Origin of the sequence: Candidatus Thiosymbion oneisti (genome assembly GCF_900092655.1) — a bacterium.
In the GTDB taxonomy this organism is placed as follows: domain Bacteria; phylum Pseudomonadota; class Gammaproteobacteria; order Chromatiales; family Chromatiaceae; genus Thiosymbion; species Thiosymbion oneisti.
Map to the genome: position 1 here is coordinate 1 of NZ_FLUY01000477.1, position 16,793 is coordinate 16,793.

Annotated in this window: 15 protein-coding genes, 1 tRNA gene and 1 pseudogene; 5 read left to right on the forward strand and 12 right to left on the reverse strand. The window is 56.9% G+C overall.

What is annotated here, in order from left to right; translation table 11 throughout:
* Window positions 1–332 (forward strand): annotated as a pseudogene (locus BQ17_RS21480) (hypothetical protein); the annotation flags it as partial.
* Between the two features lie 446 nt (window positions 333–778).
* Here BQ17_RS21480 and BQ17_RS04615 read toward each other — a convergent pair.
* Window positions 779–855 (reverse strand) — tRNA-Arg (locus BQ17_RS04615).
* Window positions 856–1,128: 273 nt separating this feature from the next.
* Between BQ17_RS04615 and BQ17_RS04620 the strand changes: the two genes are divergently transcribed.
* From BQ17_RS04620 to BQ17_RS04635, 4 genes are all read left to right on the forward strand, one after another.
* Complete coding sequence (locus tag BQ17_RS04620; protein ID WP_089724693.1) at window positions 1,129–1,359, forward strand: hypothetical protein; 231 nt, start codon at window positions 1,129–1,131, stop codon at window positions 1,357–1,359.
* Window positions 1,360–1,362: 3 nt separating this feature from the next.
* Window positions 1,363–2,592 carry a tyrosine-type recombinase/integrase gene (locus BQ17_RS04625; RefSeq protein ID WP_089724695.1) on the forward strand — a complete coding sequence of 410 codons (1,230 nt, stop codon included), beginning with the start codon at window positions 1,363–1,365 and terminating at the stop codon, window positions 2,590–2,592.
* 109 nt (window positions 2,593–2,701) lie between these two features.
* Window positions 2,702–4,147, forward strand: coding sequence for a toll/interleukin-1 receptor domain-containing protein (locus BQ17_RS04630; protein ID WP_089724697.1), 1,446 nt, complete (start codon window positions 2,702–2,704; stop codon window positions 4,145–4,147).
* Between the two features lie 219 nt (window positions 4,148–4,366).
* The gene (locus BQ17_RS04635) at window positions 4,367–4,624 is read left to right on the forward strand and encodes a hypothetical protein (RefSeq protein ID WP_089724698.1); all 258 of its coding nucleotides are present in this window, start codon (window positions 4,367–4,369) and stop codon (window positions 4,622–4,624) included.
* 24 nt (window positions 4,625–4,648) lie between these two features.
* Here BQ17_RS04635 and BQ17_RS04640 read toward each other — a convergent pair whose 3' ends face one another.
* The 11 genes from BQ17_RS04640 to BQ17_RS04685 form a co-directional block, all read right to left on the reverse strand.
* Window positions 4,649–4,990, reverse strand: a complete 342-nt coding sequence (locus BQ17_RS04640) for a type II toxin-antitoxin system RelE/ParE family toxin (protein WP_141699102.1) — start codon at window positions 4,988–4,990, stop codon at window positions 4,649–4,651.
* Entirely contained in the window at window positions 4,977–5,198 is a 222-nt protein-coding gene (locus BQ17_RS04645; protein WP_141699103.1) for a hypothetical protein, read from the reverse strand. The genes BQ17_RS04640 and BQ17_RS04645 overlap by 14 nt, the downstream gene beginning before the upstream one ends.
* Window positions 5,199–5,807: 609 nt before the next feature.
* Window positions 5,808–8,849, reverse strand: a complete 3,042-nt coding sequence (locus BQ17_RS04650; RefSeq protein ID WP_089724704.1) for a type I restriction endonuclease subunit R — start codon at window positions 8,847–8,849, stop codon at window positions 5,808–5,810.
* Window positions 8,850–8,881: 32 nt separating this feature from the next.
* Window positions 8,882–10,765: an RNA/DNA-binding domain-containing protein gene (locus BQ17_RS04655; protein WP_089724706.1), complete on the reverse strand. Its 1,884-nt coding sequence runs from the start codon at window positions 10,763–10,765 to the stop codon at window positions 8,882–8,884.
* Window positions 10,762–11,112, reverse strand: a complete 351-nt coding sequence (locus BQ17_RS20270; RefSeq protein ID WP_141699104.1) for a hypothetical protein — start codon at window positions 11,110–11,112, stop codon at window positions 10,762–10,764. The genes BQ17_RS04655 and BQ17_RS20270 overlap by 4 nt, the downstream gene beginning before the upstream one ends.
* A 51-nt stretch (window positions 11,113–11,163) precedes the next feature.
* The gene (locus BQ17_RS04665; RefSeq protein ID WP_218068097.1) at window positions 11,164–11,982 is read right to left on the reverse strand and encodes a Fic family protein; all 819 of its coding nucleotides are present in this window, start codon (window positions 11,980–11,982) and stop codon (window positions 11,164–11,166) included.
* Window positions 11,983–12,015: 33 nt separating this feature from the next.
* Entirely contained in the window at window positions 12,016–12,297 is a 282-nt protein-coding gene (locus tag BQ17_RS22375; RefSeq protein ID WP_218068098.1) for a Fic/DOC family N-terminal domain-containing protein, read from the reverse strand.
* A complete protein-coding gene (locus BQ17_RS04670) occupies window positions 12,294–13,583 on the reverse strand; it encodes a restriction endonuclease subunit S (protein WP_141699105.1) in 1,290 nt (429 codons plus the stop codon). Before BQ17_RS04670 ends, BQ17_RS22375 begins: the two co-directional genes overlap by 4 nt.
* A 392-nt stretch (window positions 13,584–13,975) precedes the next feature.
* Entirely contained in the window at window positions 13,976–14,512 is a 537-nt protein-coding gene (locus BQ17_RS04675; protein ID WP_089724712.1) for an REP-associated tyrosine transposase, read from the reverse strand.
* A gap of 436 nt (window positions 14,513–14,948) precedes the next feature.
* On the reverse strand, window positions 14,949–15,683 hold the full coding sequence (locus tag BQ17_RS04680; RefSeq protein WP_218068099.1) for a PDDEXK nuclease domain-containing protein: 735 nt from the start codon (window positions 15,681–15,683) through the stop codon (window positions 14,949–14,951).
* 388 nt (window positions 15,684–16,071) lie between these two features.
* On the reverse strand, window positions 16,072–16,668 hold the full coding sequence (locus tag BQ17_RS04685) for a hypothetical protein (protein WP_141699106.1): 597 nt from the start codon (window positions 16,666–16,668) through the stop codon (window positions 16,072–16,074).
* Window positions 16,669–16,793: the final 125 nt, after the last annotated feature.

The following is a 16,793-nucleotide window of genomic DNA, read 5'->3' on the forward strand; positions in this document are numbered from 1 at the left end:
ATGACCTCATGGTGCGGCTCAAGCGCCGTTTACCCGACGGGCGCGTGAAGGAATTCGACGCCCTGGTGGTCACCCCCGATTGCGTCTGCCTCAACAGCACCAAGGCGACCCTGCGCAGCACCGACGTGGACGGCTTCATAGCCGACATCGCCGAGTTCCGGACCTTCTTTCCTGAGCACGATGCCCTGCCCTTGGTGGGAATCCTTGCCAGTCTCAGCGTAGAAAAGAACGTGCTCACCTATGCGGAGAAACAGGGTTTTCTGGTACTGGCGGTCGGCGATGAACTCATGGAGGTTAAGAACCGGCCCGGTTTCGAGCCGAAGCGTTGGTGACCCTAGCATCGTGTTGGGTTACGGCGCGTTTGGCCCTGTCGCTGTACTTCGGGATCGGACAGCGCGCCTAACCCAACCCACTCGCCGATGCCGACATCGGGCATTGCCGGTTCCCGCGGTTTTGCCATCCCCGACAACCGGATGCCGGCGTCCCCGCCGGAATGACGCTTTGGTTGCCGGATTGCCGGCGGGCTCGGCTTGTGGATGGGCTCGCTTTGCGGGCGGGGACGCCCGCGGTCCCAGCTAGAAGTGGCGTCTCGCCGTCTGGGACCGCGGACGTCCCGTCCGCATTTGGGTGTAGGTTGCGTTAAGACGCCGGCACTGACCTGCAGACGATCCGAGCCTTTGGGCGTCGAACGCAACCCGTCAAACCCTGTCCCGACGCAGGAGGGATCTTTTCCCTCCGGACAACGCCGAATCATTCAGGATTGCCGGGCTCGGTTCGATGGTGCCCTCGACAGGATTCGAACCTGTGACCTATCGCTTAGGAGGCGATCGCTCTATCCTGCTGAGCTACGAGGGCAGGTGATGGGAGGGCAGGTGATGGGAGGGCGGGTGGTGGAGCCGAGGACCACCGATAACAGTTTCGCCGACTTCCGCTGAAATCAGAAATATCTTTTCCCTACAGCATATTACACTGCTGTACATTCCGTCAACTTCCGCTATAATCGTCTCTGTTCCCCGTTCTAAGGGGGGGACCCATTGGGGGCCGTTCCCCCAAAGGAAGCAGGCCCCGACGCGGCTGGCACCGCACCGAGGCCCTAACCACAACCCAACCTGTTACGGAGGTTCGGCCATGGCTACTGTCAATTCTACTCTGTCTCTCAACAATGAAACCATCGCCGGCATCCGGGAGGCCCTGCTGATCGGGCTTGCTGCCTTTGGCGAGATCGAGCGGTTATCCGCCGTCCAAGAGCTCCGAGCAACACGGGGAAAGTCGGTTAAGAAGGACCTGCGGGTAATCCACCCCACCGGCGCGTCGGATACGGTTTCCCGGTTCGCTGATGCCCTGCGCACATTAGGCTGAGTTGTGGGCAAGCTCACGGCGTGCAAAGCGGCGATTGCTGGCCCCGGCAAGCATGAGGACGGCGCGGGGTTACGGCTCGTCGTTTCGCGCACCGGGAGTAAGAAATGGGTATTGCGTTACACCATCGAGGGCAAGCGCCGGGAGATGGGGTTAGGCGGCTTCCCGGACGTGAGTCTTGGCGAGGCCCGCGACAAGGCCACCGAGCATCGAAAGCAGGCGAAGGCCGGGGTTGACCCCATCGAAGCGCGCGCCCAAGCCCAGGCCGAAACGGAGAAGATGCCCACCTTCACCACCTGCGCGGCCCAATACATCCGAGAACACCGGCACGGCTGGCGCAACATCCGCCACGCGCGCACCTGGCCGCGTAGCCTCAAGACCTACGCGGCCCCCATCATCGGATCAAAGCCGGTAGACAAGATCGACACGGAGGATGTGCTGGCGATCTTAAAGCCGATCTGGATCAGCAAGACCGAGACCGCCAAGCGGGTGCAGGGGCGCGTCGAGAACATCCTGGACTACGCGGCGGCGCACGGCTACCGGGACCAGACCAACCCGGCCCGTTGGCGGGGACACCTGGACCAGCTGTTACCCAGGCCCTCCAGGATCAAGCAGTCCATACATTATCCCGCCATGCCCTATGAAGACCTGCCCGCGTTCATGGTCGAGTTGGCGGGCAATCCGGGCGTTCCTTCCCTGGCGCTGCAATTCCTGATCCTGACCGTCACCCGGACCAGTGAGACCCTGAAAGCCCGATGGGAGGAAATCGACCTGGAGGCCCGGACCTGGACCATACCCGAATCCCGGATGAAATCCGGACGTGAGCACCGCGTCCCGCTGTCGGATGCGGTCCTGGACATACTGGAGGCCCTGCCACGGATTCACGGCAACCTCTACCTGTTCCCCGGCATGAGACAGGGTAGACCGCTGTCGAATATGGCGTTGCTCCAGTTAATGCGGGGAATGGGGTACGGCGTCAACTGCGAACGCGGCAACTATGTGCCCCATGGCTTTCGTTCCAGCTTTCGGGACTGGAGCGGCGAGGTATCGAGCTTCCCCCGCAACGTGGCGGAGATGGCCCTGGCCTATGTCATCGAGAACAAGGTCGAGGCCGCCTACCGACGCGGGGACCTGTTCGCTAAGCGTGCCTGGATGATGCAGGCATGGGCGGAGTTCGTAACCAAGACGCCAGTGACCAGCTTACCGACGGCTGAGAGGACTCAGACCGGCGATTGAGACAAAGACTAAGTTACGCCAAGTCTAGGTTGGCCCCCGAAAAGGCGGTTTCCTTCACCCGCCTTGGCTTGGCCCCTTTCTATGAAGGTGCACCGAAGAAGGTAAGCCTATGTCGTATTACGACCCGATTGAGTTCCTCCCAGGGATTTCCGTGCCTCCTGATATTTCGACAGATGATATAAGCGCCATGGGGAGAGAGATTGAAGAGACAATGATTCATCCCACCCCTCTCTCTGAGAAAGAAAATAATATCCTTATAATGACCGTCCTCGCGGGGGAGTGCCCGCCTATCTTAATCAGTAATTATGCCAAACTTGAAACTTGGTCTGCGGAGGTGGGACTTACCTTGCTTGCCGGGTTCTGCCCTATGGCCCTGACTGGCGGAATGAACCTGTACGATTTGATACAACCAGAAGGAAGAAGAGCATTAAATAGGGTGTTAGACAATAGGGCTAAGTCCCATGTTAACGCTCTGATCGAAGACGCCATAGCCCGCCGGAAACGGACAACTGCTTCGGAAAGTTGCGATCCCTCCCATTTGGAAAGTTTCGAGCCTCCTTATCATTCGATCCTGCTTCGTCTTGACGGTTTGGCAATTACTGAATTTGGAGCCCCTCAGCTAAACAGAGGTGTACATGACACCTTATATAGATTCAATTTTGAGGCTGAACAAGACCGTCATCTTGTTTGGGAGATTGATGAGCATCTCACCAATACCTGCCAGAGAATACTGCCCATTTGGTTTGCCAGTGATCTATCGAAAGAAGAGAAGCTACTACCAAGCGAGTTTGTGCGATGGGCAATCAATCACAAAATACATATCCCCTGGCTTGATCTCGCCAAAAGGCATTTCCCGCACTTGCTGCCGGAAGAGATATGCAGACCGAAAGCTGTAGCCGATGCACCCACACTGCCAGAACTGAAAGAAGACCAACAGAACCAACCGCCGGAACCGGAAGATAAAGGTCAGCACGACTCCATACCCCCCGAGACAGTAACCGTTCAGACCTCCTCCCGTGCCAAGAATGACATCTTCATCAGTTACGCAACTGATGATAGGGAGCGTTTGCGCCCCTTAGTCGATGCGCTGGAGACCGCCGGTTGGTCCGTGTTCTGGGACAGAAAGGTACCGGCAGGGGAGAGATGGCGCGATCATATTCCCGAGAATCTGAGGGCGTCTCGCTACGTCATCGTTGCATGGAGCAAGAATTCCATTTCTTCCGACTATGTACGTGAAGAAGCAGAAGATGCGAAAAACCACGGTGTCTTGCTGCCTATTTACATCGATCGGGTGGAGCCGCCTTTCGGATTCGGAGAGCTTCAGACGTATGACCTCATTGGCTGGAATGGCGCTACAGACCAGCAGCCGTTCCAGAACCTCGTGAGGCGGATTGCAGAGATTCTCGGCCAAAAACTTGTAACCAATTCACCCATTCCTTCACAGAAAACCAAGCAGGGGACTGAACAATTACAGCCGGACAAACTAGATGCAGATGATTTTGCTTCACCATCTGAACAGAAGACAATTATCCCACACAGGGAACTAAACGAATAAGAGATGATTGGACCGAAATCATTATCGCGGCAATCGAGGAAAGGGAAGAAAAAGGCCATCCGCTGGTGGGCACCAGCACGACGGTCCTGACACAAGATTCCACCGGCAATGCTACCCGCCTTGCATCCCGCATCAAAGCGGCAATCGTCACCTTGGCGTTGAAAGGATGGCTCCCGGTAGCCGTGGCGGACTGGCTTATTCAACGGGGAGGGCTGCGCCATGTCTGACGCAGTTTCCGCATTCGGAGATGCCATCGCTTCGGCAGGGCTACTTGCCCCTGAAACCATCGAGGCGGACGGACGGCTGCACCGCTACCCAACCGACGGCAAGCACGGTGACGATGCCGGCTGGTACATCCTGCACTCGGACGGCATCCCTGCCGGCGCGTTCGGTTGCTGGCGCGAAGGGATCGGTCAGACCTGGCGCGCGGACATCGGACGCAAGCTCACCGACGCAGAGGAATTCGCATCGGCGTAGTGGTGAACTCCTTTTAAGCGCTTCCTAAAGATTAAGCTGTTGGATCAAGGAGTTGATCTTTTCCGTCCGTATATTTTCCTGACGTGATTTAGCGTACATGGTAAGTAGGTAAACTCGGTGGTCTTCGCTCACCAAGTAATAAACAACGCGAAATCCTCCACGTTTGCCTCTGCGTTGGTCGGAGGAGGGAACGCGGACTTTGTAGACGCGGCGTGAAAAGCCGGAGAGGGCATCACCGGGGTTCTCACCGGTTTCGAGGTTGTTCAAGAGCGGTTTGAGATCGTCCATGATATGGGGGAAACGCTTGGAAAGCCTGCGTATCGCCCGCTGCATGGCAGGCGATAAGCGGACCTCACGTTTTTTCATCTGCGAGTTCTTTTACGAATTCATCGAACGTCGGTAGATAAATCTCTCCCCGCTTATAGGCGTACACCTCCCGCAACCCCTGTATGATCGACTCGGTAAGATCCTCCATGTCGTACTCATCATCCGTGTCTCGACCGTCCCGCAATCCCCCTTTCGTCATGTCTCGCACTGAGGGGTGTGCCTCGATAGTCATATCGGGTGCAGTCATCACTCTGTTCGGCATGGTCATTTTATATGCCCGTCGCGTGTGAATGGTTCGGAAAACGAGAAGGGGCCATTGAGGTACGCCGGCAGAGCGAGGCCGCACGCTGGCAAGGCACCGCTACACGCACACCCAGCCTCCTATACTTAACCACCTTATGCCATAAGGTGGCGCGTGTCCACTGTGCGAGGCACCGCTACACGCACACCCGGCCTGCCACGCCGTAGGACAGGTTAGGTGTCAGATCCCGCTAGATTATAGACACATTTTTGGTGGCGGTTAATATCTAAGTTGTAACATGACCAACAGCACTGGCCGCTATGCTCCCTCTCCCTCCGGGAGAGGATTGGGGAGAGGGGATCAAAAAGATGAATCTCTCTACTTTAACACTTATAAATTTACCACCACCACATTTTTTAGGGCGAAGGGCATAGTGGCGGAGCGCGGGCGGAAACCGGAGGGTACGATGCTGACCGGAACCACGGAGGCAGTCTGCCGTAGCTTGCAGAGGCAGTCTGGCGGCCCCGAATTCCGGCCCGGCGTAGCCCGTCACGCCGCTTGCCGCGCGGCTTGCAGGCGGCGTGACGGGCGGTCAGAGAATCCGTCCCCTGTGTTTCAAGAAGTCGCAGAGCTATTTGGCTTGTCGGAAGAATCTGAGAACCGCTTATAGACCTGATCTCCCAACCACTTCGAAACCACATCCTGCAACTCAAGGTTACTCATATAGTTGATGAACAGTTCCTCGTTCAGATCCATCCGTTCAATGAAGAGCGACTCCAGGGCTTCACGAAACACCAACTGGAATTTGTCGGACGGATTGGCCTCGGCGGCGCGACGCAGGGCGTCATCCAATACAGCCGCTTCGGCCAATTGGTCGAAAAAGAGTTGATCCGCTTCCGTCAATTCGGAACCAAACCGCTCATTGATGATGTCGATCAGACTGGAGAGCGGTACGTCTTCATCCCGAACCATCCCGGTTCCAACCTCTCGGGGGCCATCCAGCGGTTTTGCATATCCTTTATTCAGACTGATCGATCCCTCGCCGATCTTTTGCAGCCGGTAGTAGTCCAGCTCCACCTCGTCATCGAACCGGTATCCGGGGCCGCTCTTACGCTTGGGTAGCTTCGACGCCAGATGTCGCAAATAGGTGTAGAGCTTTTCCAGATCGCTGTCTTGATAAGGAATGACCTGGCTCAGAAAGGCATAGAGATTGCGAAATGCCTGGGTCTTGCCTCGCCATAGCTCCACTTCTTCCTCTTCCCGCTCCTGCAAATCCCGGAAACGTACCACCGCCCGATCGAGTATGGCGTTCATGTTCTTGTGGTCGGATGGCGATTGCCGACGCTTGGGCGCAAAAAAGATGGCGGCGAAGGCATCGACCTCCTGCGGTAGACAAATTCCGGAAGCGTCCAGCGCTCCTTTGACCTCATAAAGACGATCCGGATCGACCTCCTCCCCCATCACCGAGCCTTCGTAATACTGCCGGAATGCCTCTCGAATCTCGTCAGGATTGTTAACAAAGTCGAGAACGAAGGTATCTTCTTTCAACGGATGGGGGCGGTTGAGCCTGGAGAGGGTCTGCACGGCCTGGATACCGGCGATGCGCTTATCCACATACATGGTGTGCAGCAACGGCTGATCGAAGCCCGTCTGGTACTTCTCCGCCACCAGCAGGACACGGTAATCAGGCTTGGCGAAAACCTCCGGCAGCTCCTTCTCCCTGATACCGCCGTTCATCGCCACCTCGGTATAGGTCTTATCCGGCGCCTGATCGTCCTCGACCGTGCCGGAGAAGGCCACCAGGCTCTTAATGGGATAGCCCTTTTTGCCGATGTAGCGGTCAAACGACTGCTTGTAGCGCACCGCCTCCAACCGCGAACCCGTCACCACCATGGCCTTGGCTTTTTCCCCGATCCGGTGCCGGGTGTGCTGGTGGAAATGCTCGACCATCACCTCGGTCTTCTGGGCGATATTGTGGGGGTGCAACCGCAGGAACCGCGCCAATGCCCGCGCGGCCTTCTTGCGCTCGACATTGGGATCGTCCTTGCATGCCTTGATCAGCCGATAGTAGGTCTTGTAGCTGACGTAGTTGGCGAGCACATCCAAGATGAACCCTTCCTCGATCGCCTGCCGCATGGTGTAGCAGTGGGAAGGTTCTCCATTGCGACCGAAAATCGCCAAGGTCTTGTGCTTCGGCGTGGCGGTAAAGGCGAAAAAGCTCATATTGGGCTGACGGCCGCGCTTGGCCATGCTGTGAAACAGTGGTTCCAGTTCCACCTCGTCTTCGTCCTGGGCGGCCTCTCTCGCCTTCTTGAGCAGCTCCGCACCGCCAAGCACCCCTTTCAGCTCCGTCGCCGTCTCGCCGGACTGGGAGCTGTGGGCCTCGTCGATAATGACTGCATATTTGCGGGTCGGCAGATGACTGCGTGCCCCTTCACCTCGTTCCTCAGCCATCTTCATCAATTGCCCGGAGACAAAAGGGAACTTCTGCAAGGTCGTGATGATGATCGGCACGCCGCCTGCCAGCGCCTCGGCCAACTGCCGGGAATCCTCGTCGATCTTCTGCACCACCCCCTGGCGGTGGTCGAACTGGTAGATAGTGTTCTGCAACTGGCGGTCGAGCACCACCCGGTCGGTAATCACCACCACGCTGTCGAATACCCGCTCGTCGTCCGCGTTGTGCAGGGACGAGAGACGATGGGCCAACCAGGCGATGGTGTTGCTCTTGCCGCTGCCCGCCGAGTGTTCCACCAGATAGTTGTGGCCGACGCCCTCCACGGTCGCTTCACTGACCAACCGCCGGACCGCCTGGAGCTGGTGATAACGGGGAAAGATCATCGTCTCCTTGCGGACCTTCTTGCCCTCGTCCGACATCCTTTCACCCACCTGGAGATGGAGGAAACGCGCCAGCAGGTCCAACAGGCTGTCGTACTGCAACACCTCTTCCCAGAGATAGGCGGTGCGATAGTTCCGCCCCCGCGGGTCCGGCGCGTTGCCCGCGCCGCCATCACGGCCTCGATTGAAGGGCAGGAAATGGGTCGTGGTCCCGGCAAGACGGGTCGCCATGTGGACCTCTTCGGTATCCACGGCGAAATGGACCAGGCTGCGCTGCTTGAACGTGAAGAGCTTCTCCCGCGGGTCACGGTCGTTGCGATACTGGTGAATGGCATTGGCCACCGTCTGACCGCTGAAGGGATTTTTCAGCTCCAGCGTGACCACCGGGACGCCGTTCACACTCAAGGCCACATCCAACGACTGCTCGGACTTCGGGCTGAAACGGAGCTGCCGGGTCAACCCCAGGCGGTTGGCCTGGTAACGCGCCTCCAGATCGGGATTCAGGCCATGGGCCGGGCGAAAAAAGGCGATGCGCAAGGTCTTGCCGAAGCATTTGAAGCCGTGCCTCAGCGTGGCCAGCGAACCCTCTCGATCCATCCACTTGCAGAGCGCCTCCAATACCCGCTCGCCGGTCTTGTCGCCGTGCAGGGCTTCCAGCTTGTCCCAGGTCTTGGCCTGGGTGGCGCGGATGAAATCCAGCGCCACCTCGGGAAAGATGGCCCGCTCGCGGTCGAAGGATTTTGCATCCTGCTGCTCGTACCCTTGGGCGAGCAGTACATCTTCGATGGTGGTTTCGAAAGCGGCCTCCGATGTCTGCTTCATGATCTCATTCTTCACTTATCAGGCTGCCTGGTTTAAGAAACAGGCGTTTCTTTAACCGACCCTTTTGCGCTGTAGGCCTGATCCACCCGGTTGGGTTTGTCGGGATAACGCAACTGCAGGCGTCCATGTGCGACCATAGGGGTCAAAAAGCGGGAGCGCAGCCCGTCCGGGTGGCGATCCAACAATTCAGCCAATTGATTGCGAGTCAGCCAGCCTCCCTGGCAAAGTTCAAGGATAATTCGTTCCATCTCCTCTGGAGACAATCGTTGCTGATTCCTCGCCGGCGCGGCGATTACCATCAGGGTGTCGCTATGTACGGAGTCTCCGTCCCTATGTACGGAGTCCCCGTCCTTATGTACGGAGTCCCCGTCCTTATGTACGGAGTCCCCGTCCTTATGTACGGAGTCTCCGTGCTTATGTACGGAGTGACTCACATCGGGCAACCGGTAGCGGCTCCACCGACCTTGCCCTTCCTGTACCAACGCACCCTTCGCCACCAGCCCTTGGAGCAGACGGGTTACATCTGAGGCATGAATGGTGCAGATCTGGCGCATACGCGAGTTGTCGACCACCTTCTCGATATCGGCGGTGACCAGCGCCTGCACTTCGTTCTTGCTGAATTTAATGAATTTTCTACCAAAGAGAGCTTCCAGCCTGGCCAGCGATTCGTCCGGGATCAGGCTAACCATCGGCAGACGCCAACTGACCCGCTCCGGTTGAACCTGCTCGTGGATCATCGGCGAACGCCAATGTTGCGAGGCCCACCCCCGGCGCATCTTGTCCACCCCGGAACCGGCTTTCTCGGCTGCGCCGATCAGCATGAACATGGTTTGCAGTGCCTTGTTGCGGCACTCACTGACATTGCCGCGCAGCAGCTGATCGAAGGAGACCAGCAAGGTGCCGGGATTGGAAAACTTGAAGGCATCGCGATGCTTCTCCACCACGATGCCACCCTGTCCCTGGTAATCGGCGTGGATCAGGGCATTGACCAGGGCCTCGCGGATCGCCTCGTGAACCTCCGTTTCTCCCCTGCGGAAAAGATCGGCGTCGAGCTGGAAGGGCAGTTTCAAGTCGGCGATCAGACGTTGCGCCACCTTCAAATAGAACTGGAACAGATTGGGCTGCCAGGTACCGTCGGCTGTGAGCCGGTCACTCCAACGCTTTGCCGGGTCATCGGACAATCGTTCCCGGTAGTCCACATGGTAACCGGGTGCCCCCTCACGCAAGGTTTCATCACGGCCGAACATCAGCAGTCCGGCCAGTGTGAGCCCTTCGGTTCCGGCCTTGCGGTCGCGCCGCCAGCCGCCGAGTTTGGCCAAAAACCTCACATCGTCCTCACTCAGCCAGGGATGGGTCGGTTTGTGGGAAACAAGGCGATGGCGATATTGGTACAGACTGGGCAGGTCCAGATCCTCCATTCCGAAGCCTTCCAGTATCCCGCTGTCGGCCGGCTCCTCGGCCCGGTCGGACAACATCCGGCTGACCTCCGGCTCGGTGCAGCGGTAGTCGCCCTCATAGTTGCGCCGATAGGTGCCGGTGAGCGGGTTCTGGCCGAGGAACACCGGACGCTGGTAACGGGTTGCCTGCGGCACGCGAATGGCGAGGATCAATCCATCCGCATGTTGCACCTCGGCCAGGTCGGCATCGGTACACAGGTTGAGATTCACCTTGCCGCGATTGTTGATCGTATCCCAGAAGGCTTTCTTGAGCCTTTGCGGTTCACTAACGCCGCTGACCTGGCCATCATTCTCCACGCCAAGCAGGATCACCCCGCCATGGCTGTTGGCCATGGCGCTGTAGGTCTGCCACAGACTCTTCGGCAGACCGCCCTGCGCCGATTTGAACTCCAGGTCGTCGCCCTCGGCCCAGTCGAGCCGCAGGAGGATGTCGAAGGGATTGATGGGCTTGCTGGTCATGCGGCCATTTCCTTGGGATCGATCTGGCCGGTGACGGCGGCCACTCGCTCGCCGGTCTTATCGCCGTGCAGGACTTCCAGCTTGTCCCAGGTCTTGGCCTGGGTGGCGCGGATGAAATCCAGCGCCACCTCGGGAAAGACGGCAGGGCAACCGAATGATAAATAGATAGAGAGCAAGTAGTTACCTTGAGGCATCGGCGTATGTTTCGGTGCTCGAAAAGCCCCATTCAGGTTCGTAGGTTGGGCAAAGGCGCGTACTGCTGAGCCGGAGATCGAGCCGACGGCCCATATCGCGCCGTGCCCAACGAAATGCGTGTTGGGCACGGCGTGTCTTCCCTTTTGCTTCATGCTCCCATCCTTTACTTGCCCCGCCTGTTAGTTAAAGATGGCTGAATTATCTTAACTTAAGAACAGATCAAGGTAACGATTGAGGGCGTAGACCCTGCCCCGTTGCTGACCTGCAATTTCGATCAAAATACCCTTTTCTATCAATGCCTTGATCAGCGCATTGGCTGTGGGGGTGCTCACCTCCAGCGCCTGTTCCAGGTCGCTGGCCTCGATCACCGGCTTGCGATAAAGGAAATTCAGCGCCTGTCGCGCCGATGCGGCCCGTTTGCCCATCCCCATGGCGGTCTGCTCCACTTCGGTTCGCAGGGCCAATATCTGCCGGAACACCTTCCGCCCCTTGGTGGCGGTCCGGGCAACACCATTGAGAAAAAACCGCACCCAATGGATCAGATCGTTGCTCACGCGTACCCGCATCAAGGCATCGTAGTAACTTGCCCGATTACGCTCGAAGAAGTCCGACAGATACAGGGAAGGCTTGGCCAGTAGCCCATGGCTGACCAGATAGAGCGGAATCAGCAGGCGTCCGATACGCCCGTTGCCGTCCAGGAAAGGGTGGATCGTCTCGAACTGGTAATGGCTGATAGCGGCGCGGATCAGGTGCGGCACCAGGATCGAGTCGTTGTGCCAGAACTTCTCCAGATCGCCCATGAGCTCCGCCACGCCGTCCTGGTGGGGCGGAATAAAAGTGGCATCGGTCAGGTTGGAGCCGCCAATCCGGTTCTGGCTTGAGCGAAACTCGCCTGGCTGCTTGTGTTCGCCCCGCACGCCCTGCATCAGGATGGCATGGGTCTGTTTCAACAGCCGGTTCGACAGCGGCAAGCTTTGCAGCTCCGCTATCGCGGTATTCACCGCTTCGATATAGTTGCGCACCTCGCACCAGTCATCGCGCTTCTCCGGGCGGATCTACTCTTCCGCCATTAGCGCCTCGTCGATACCGGTTTGGGTACCCTCGATCTTGCTGGAAGACTGCGCCTCCTTGACCACATGCATTTCGATGAAGAGATCGATATCGGGCACGATAAGCGAAAAGGCATTCAGCTCGCCCAATGCCCTCGTGGCTTGCTCCAGCAAGGCGTTGATGCTCGGCTCCTCCCAGGTCCGTTCGTAATTGACCGGCGTCGGCTCGAAGCTCTTGTACTGATAGCGCGGCTGCCAGCGGCCGGCTTTGAAGGTTTCGAACTTCATGCGGCCATTTCCCTGGAGTCGATCTGACCGGTAACGGCGGCGGTGATCAAGGCGGATCGGCGTTCTTTGAGAAGTGCCATGGATTCTTTCAGTGCGGCTGCCAGCTCTCTGCCCTTTTTTCCCTCGCCCTCGACTGCCTTGACGATTTCTCGTTGCTCGTCTTCCGGCGGAATAGGCAAACGCATCTCGAAAAAACTCTCGGGATAGAGTCGTAGCCTGGATGACCAGACACCTTTCGACCAGCGATTGACCTCAGCAACGAAGGGCTTGGAACGGCACAACAACTCCATAAACTCTGGCAGTAACAGGCCCTTGGATTCATAAACGTGGTAGTCAGGGCTGATAATTCCAGAAAGAGGACTTACACCCATGGCACCCATCCAAGCCCAAAGTGTGTTGATGACCAGATCATTTGGATAACAACGCTTGTACCCGGTCATATCATCGGCCTTGAACATGTACACTTCTTTATCGGAACGAGGTGTCACACCAGTGATGTGCGAGACGGTCAACAGTTCTTCGTCGCCTGTCTCGGAACGTTCGTCACGTACTGAAAAGACGTTCTTTGCACGCTCAATATCCCAATGCGTCGGAATATCCCCCAGCCAATCCAGGCCGGAGGGTTTGAGCGGAATATCGGGATCGAGGCCGCGGGTCACGGCCTGGCTGATGAGGGTGGCGCGCTTCTCTTCCAGCAGGGCCAGCATGCGTTCCTTTTCCGCGATCAAGGCATCGATGTAGGCGGTTTCGCAGTCGAGGTAATCTGCAATACCTCTTTGCCTTTCAAAAGATGGGAGGGGCAAAACTGCTGACCCTATTGCGCCCTTTGGTATTCCATACCTCGTTACCCCTGCTGCTTCAAGCTCAAGTTGGAGCGCGATTGGACGCGATTGCATGCACCGAAACAAGTATCGACCATCCAACTTAACCTTGTTTGGACGAATGAATGCTAGGTGATAGCCACATATAAAGTCCTCGGATGTCGCTTCAACATAGGCGGGTACTCCAATATCGTTCCATGATTCAGAGTCCTTCGTTATCACCACATCACCTACATCAAGATGAAATTGTGCAATTTCCTCTTTAGTGGCGGTTGCAACCATGAGATCAAGCTTTGGAGATACCTTCTCATTCTTATATACATCTGTATAATTGCAGAGTCGAACTGGTACCTCATCTTCATGCGAATGTTTATCAACATTGTTGACAGCAAACTGGCAAACACTTTTTAACGGTACTGCTTGCCAATTAGCCGGAAGCTCTGAGAGCAAATCCAAAGTATTCACTCCGTAACCTCCCGCAACATTCTCATAATCCGACTCTCCACCGCCGTCAGCTCGGCGTCGATCTCCGCCAATGGTCGTATGTCGGGTTACGGCGCGTTCGGACTCATTTGCCAATGCAATCTGTGAATGCGCGCCTAACCCGACCTACATTCTATGATAGAAGCGGCAACCCTGTAGGTCGGGTTAGGCGCGTCTCCGATACCGAGGTATACAAACGGATTTGAACGCGCCGTAACCCGACACCGGTAATCGCGCGGCCACTTTATCCGCCGATTGCAAAGGCTGTAGGTCGAGTTAGCGCAGCCTAGCCCGACAAAATGCCCGATATCGCACCGCCGCTGCGTTTGGTTATGCCCTTCGGGCTAACCCGACCTACGGAACTTTTATGATGTTCATTCATGGCCGATACCTTCGAAATCAAGGGTCCCCGTTCCCCATGCGGCCGGATATGTCCCGGCACGGACATATCGATGAAAACTGCTGTACTGCCAATCCTTCGGTGCGCCTACATAGCCATGCTTGACGGGGTTGTAATGGATGTACTCGAGGTGTCGCGTGAAATCCGTTTCGTCCCGCAAGGCATGTTCCCAGAACCGATGTTGCCATACGGCCTGCTGGTTTTTGTTTTGACGAGCCTGGTCTGGATTTACCCGCAGGTCAGCCGAGCAATGTTTGCCGAACCAGGTCTTGATGAGTCGCCAGCGGGTGGAGAAATCAGCATTTTCCGGCGGCAGAGTCCAGATGCTATGTAGATGGTCCGGCATGATCACGATGGCTTCGATGTCGAAGGGTCGTTTTTCTTTGACGTTGCGAAATGCCTGGCGCGGGACATCCACATTGTGTTCATTGTCGAACAGGGGGCACCTCTTTTCCGTTACCAGGGTGAAGAAGAAGGAGCCTCCGGGGATGAATGCGCGTCGATATTCCATTTTGATTTCCTTGTCGGCTCGTTGTCGGGTTACGCTGCGCTAACCCGACCTACATTTCGTGGCGGTCGGTTTGTCACTCCGTCACCTCCCGCAACATCCCCATAATCCGCCTCTCCACCGCCGCCAACTCGGCGTCGATCTCTGCCGATGGTCGTATGTCGGGTTACGGTGCGTTCGGACTCGTTTGCCCAATGCAATCTATGACTGCGCGCCTAACCCGACCTACATTCTATGATAGAAGCGGCAACCCTGTAGGTCGGGTTAGGCGCGTCTTCCGATACCGAGGTATACAAACGGATTTGAACGCGCCGTAACCCGACACCGGTAATCGCACGGCCACTTTATCCACCGATTGCAAAGGAGCTATCCGTCCGCATCCACGTAATCTGCGGATTGGAGATAGGCCCTTTCCTGTCTTCCGGGCAAGAATTGATGTTCATTCCTCCACCTCCTCGCCCCATTCCTCCAACTTCTTCCGCAACAACTCTTTGTCAGGCAGATAGAGTTGATATTCACGAGCGTGAATGTTCGCGTCCTTGGGCAAGGTGATCTCCACCAGGGCATCGTGTTTCTTTTTACATAGCAGGATGCCGATGGTAGGACCCTCTTCCTCCAGCTTGACGAAACGATCAAAGTAGTTGACGTACATCTGCATCTGGCCGAGGTCTCCGTGACTGAGTTTGCCGATCTTCAAGTCGATCAGCACATAGCAGTGCAGCAGGCGGTTGAAAAAGACCAGATCGACAAAGAAATGCTCTTCGTCGAAGGTGAAACGCTTCTGACGGGACTCGAACAGAAAGCCCTTACCCAGTTCGAGCAGGAAGTGTTCGAGTTTGTCGATGATGGCGGATTCCAGGTCGGATTCGGAGTATTTCTCCTGTACGTCCAAGCCGAGGAATTCGAGTATGTAGGGCTCCTTCAGTAGGTCTTCGGGGTGACTGACAAGCTGACCCTCCGTCGCCAGTTGGCGTATACCGTCCTTGTCGCGGCTGAGGGCGAGGCGTTCGTAGAGGCCGGAGTTGAATTGACGCTTTAGCTCGGGCAGCGTCCAGCCGTTTTCCGATGCCTCGATTTCATAGAAACTGCGTTCATCGGGGTTGTCGATGGAGATCAGAAAGACATATTGCGACCAGCTTAGCTTGAGCGGCAAAGCCGATTTCGCGGACAGCATCCGCCAAATCGCCAAGGGTGATTCATTCGACAACGATTTCCCAGACAACGCCTGAGATTTCCGGTTGGAGAGCGATTTCGCAGACGGCATCTGCGAAATCTGCGTAGCCCTGTCCTTGTACGCCAGGTAAAACTCAATGCCATTAAGTTTAAGTTTTGTCGGTCGGGTTAGGCGGGCGTGGGCAACCACGGTTGAACGCGCCGTCACCCGATATCCCAGGCTGGCTCGCCGTATCGTCTGTCGGGTTACGGCGCGCCTAAATCTGGTGACCCGACCGAACACCGAAGCACGCGCCTAACCCGACCTACCACTACCGTTTCCTCATCTTTCAGTAATGCGTCACCATATCCTAGCCGATAGATGAATTTGAGTCGCACGGATTCAGGCTTCACTCCGTCACCTCCCGCAACATCCCCATAATCCGCCTCTCCACCGCCGCCAGCTCCGTGTCGATCTCCGCCAACGGCCGCGGTGGCTGGTATTTGAAGAACTCCCGGTTGAAGTTGATCTCGTAGCCCACTTTGCCTGTACCGCCGTCCTGTTCATCTCTGGCCTTGCGGTCGATCCAGGCATCGGCCACATAGGGCCGAACCTCGCGCTGGAAGTAGCTGACAATGCCCTCTTTCAGGGGGATGTTCTCGAAGTCCTTGAGCTTGGGATCGGGCTCGTACTCGGTCTGCTTCTTGCTATCCTGATCCGGATAGACGCCGAACAGATGATCGATATTTTCGATGTCCATCCCATCCGGCAGGGTCTGGTTGGGCAGGTCCGCCCAGCGTATCGCCCGCGCCCGCTTGCCCTGTTTGGCGATCACCGGCTCGGCATCGGGATCGGTCTCGGTGAAGCAGTCGCGGAACAGCTTCTTTTGCGCCGTGCCCTTGGCACCCTTGGCCCAGTCACTGCCGCTCTCCTTGACGATGCGTTGCGCCTCCGCCCAAACAGCATTCCAGTCATAGTGGGGATCGAGGCCGAACGCCTCTGCCATCTCCAGCACCGCATCGAGCAGTTCCGGGCAGGCGTCGAGAAGACAATGGGGTAGTGGTATTTTTTAAATGCTAGAGTAGAATAACTCATCTACAAAATCAATCAAAGGGGTTTTCAGTCATGATT

What these genes read in the sequence shown, in the direction of transcription:
- BQ17_RS04655 (WP_089724706.1), bottom strand. Translation starts at nt 10,765, where the DNA reads ATGACCAGCAAGCCCATCAATCCCTTCGACATCCTCCTGCGGCTCGAC.
- BQ17_RS04680 (WP_218068099.1), bottom strand. Translation starts at nt 15,683, where the DNA reads ATGCTGTCCGCGAAATCGGCTTTGCCGCTCAAGCTAAGCTGGTCGCAA.
- BQ17_RS04620 (WP_089724693.1), top strand. Translation starts at nt 1,129, where the DNA reads ATGGCTACTGTCAATTCTACTCTGTCTCTCAACAATGAAACCATCGCC.
- BQ17_RS22375 (WP_218068098.1), bottom strand. Translation starts at nt 12,297, where the DNA reads ATGAAGTTCGAAACCTTCAAAGCCGGCCGCTGGCAGCCGCGCTATCAG.
- BQ17_RS04650 (WP_089724704.1), bottom strand. Translation starts at nt 8,849, where the DNA reads ATGAAGCAGACATCGGAGGCCGCTTTCGAAACCACCATCGAAGATGTA.
- BQ17_RS20270 (WP_141699104.1), bottom strand. Translation starts at nt 11,112, where the DNA reads ATGAAGCAAAAGGGAAGACACGCCGTGCCCAACACGCATTTCGTTGGG.
- BQ17_RS04635 (WP_089724698.1), top strand. Translation starts at nt 4,367, where the DNA reads ATGTCTGACGCAGTTTCCGCATTCGGAGATGCCATCGCTTCGGCAGGG.
- BQ17_RS04640 (WP_141699102.1), bottom strand. Translation starts at nt 4,990, where the DNA reads ATGAAAAAACGTGAGGTCCGCTTATCGCCTGCCATGCAGCGGGCGATA.
- BQ17_RS04630 (WP_089724697.1), top strand. Translation starts at nt 2,702, where the DNA reads ATGTCGTATTACGACCCGATTGAGTTCCTCCCAGGGATTTCCGTGCCT.
- BQ17_RS04675 (WP_089724712.1), bottom strand. Translation starts at nt 14,512, where the DNA reads ATGGAATATCGACGCGCATTCATCCCCGGAGGCTCCTTCTTCTTCACC.
- BQ17_RS04685 (WP_141699106.1), bottom strand. Translation starts at nt 16,668, where the DNA reads ATGGCAGAGGCGTTCGGCCTCGATCCCCACTATGACTGGAATGCTGTT.
- BQ17_RS04645 (WP_141699103.1), bottom strand. Translation starts at nt 5,198, where the DNA reads ATGACTGCACCCGATATGACTATCGAGGCACACCCCTCAGTGCGAGAC.